We start from the raw sequence: 1,481 nt of genomic DNA on the forward strand, positions 1-1,481 counted from the left end.
CTGAAGTTTAGAGTTTTAAACATTGAATTATGAATCAGTCGATCTAATTGCTAGCTCATGCAATTGAGCTTTTAAGCAGCTTTATCTACTTTTCTATGTCTACCACGGTTTGCCTGCAGAATTGGGATAGTGAATTTTCTTGCTTTTGCACACCATGCAGCCCGAATTTCAAACTGCGAAAAAATACGCCAAAGCCATATTCGTACTAACCCAGCCGTCATCGGCTGATTCTGCCTCCAAGGAATAGCATTAAGATCAAACTTCCATTCAGCAAGCTTTAAAATAAGTAATTTGGGTAGCGCATAGGCTGCAAAGATCAAATGCGTCCAACGATGTAATACTTGCCTGGTTTGTTGCCAAGCATTTTTCCAACCCCACCTGTTCTTCACATCGTCAAAGACAGGCTCAATATAGTAGCGTCGGGCATAGCCTAAAATGACATCAACACCACTGACTTCAGCATGACTACATAACAGTAGACGTGGTTTTGACCACACACCATCTGCTAGTTCAAACTCACACCAAACAGCTTTAACAATTCGACCATTTAGAAATCTAGCAACTGCTGTTATTTCACAATATCTCAACCGTTGCTTACGACCATATAGTCTTGCCGTAATATACTGTTTTCTCATGGTTTGTATATCGCCACGCTCAATTTTAGCCCCATACTTACGCGGACGTCCACGCCGCTTAGCTTCTTTAACTGGCACAAAATATAATGCGGTATCAATTCGCGCTTGACCGATGACGATCAGGTCATGTTGAAGCGCATAGAGTATGACTTTTGCTTTCATATACCAACAATCCAATAGCAGCACATCTTGTTTACATAAAAATGAAGATACGGCTCTAATCAATGTGCATGCAATATCCAGCTTATTTGTATTGCCAGAGACTTTGCTTAGGCGTGCTAAAACAGGTATGCCAATAAGTCTTGATAATCCACCAACTACACAGCCTAATACAACCCAACACTGTCCTCGAACATAATTAGGGCGATTCCCTTTATGACTATGATCATAATGCGTTTGACTTGAAGGGGCTTTGGTTGATAAGCGCAAAACCAAGGTATCATCAATTACCCAAAAACGCCAACGTGCTGGAAAATGCTGCAAAATAAAGCGAATCAGCCGTCTTGATAAGTTCACCCATGACCATTGACCTTTCTCTATCCATTTATAATAGCTTCCCCAGTGTTTAACACATCCTGAGGCAAGGTATGCCTCACTAACAAAGCCTTGTGAGCTCAGCATACAGCCTACGAGTAGTTCAATAAAAGTCGGAATTGATCTAATCGGTAGTGCTTTTGTTAAAAAATTAATGAACTCGCTTACAAATCTTGCTGGTTTATCGTTATAATCTTCCATGTGATTGGCTTGTTGTTTTGTTTGCACTTATAGCCTGCCAATCACAATGCCATAAGTCGATTAAAAATAGCCAGACACAATAAAAAATTAATCTGAAACTCTAAACTTCAG

General features: G+C 40.2%; 1 protein-coding gene. It reads right to left on the reverse strand.

The window, feature by feature from the left end; translation table 11 throughout:
• Positions 1-71: 71 nt before the first annotated feature.
• The gene (locus ACTS4L_RS11260; RefSeq protein ID WP_440617998.1) at positions 72-1,370 is read right to left on the reverse strand and encodes an IS701 family transposase; all 1,299 of its coding nucleotides are present in this window, start codon (positions 1,368-1,370) and stop codon (positions 72-74) included.
• Between the last annotated feature and the right edge of the window lie 111 nt (positions 1,371-1,481).

Origin of the sequence: Cysteiniphilum sp. 19S12-1 (assembly GCF_052030685.1) — a bacterium.
Taxonomy (GTDB): Bacteria; Pseudomonadota; Gammaproteobacteria; order Francisellales; family Francisellaceae; genus Caedibacter.

Excerpts from the sequence above, each read along its gene's own strand:
- ACTS4L_RS11260 (WP_440617998.1), bottom strand. The coding sequence starts at position 1,370 with ATGGAAGATTATAACGATAAACCAGCAAGATTTGTAAGCGAGTTCATT.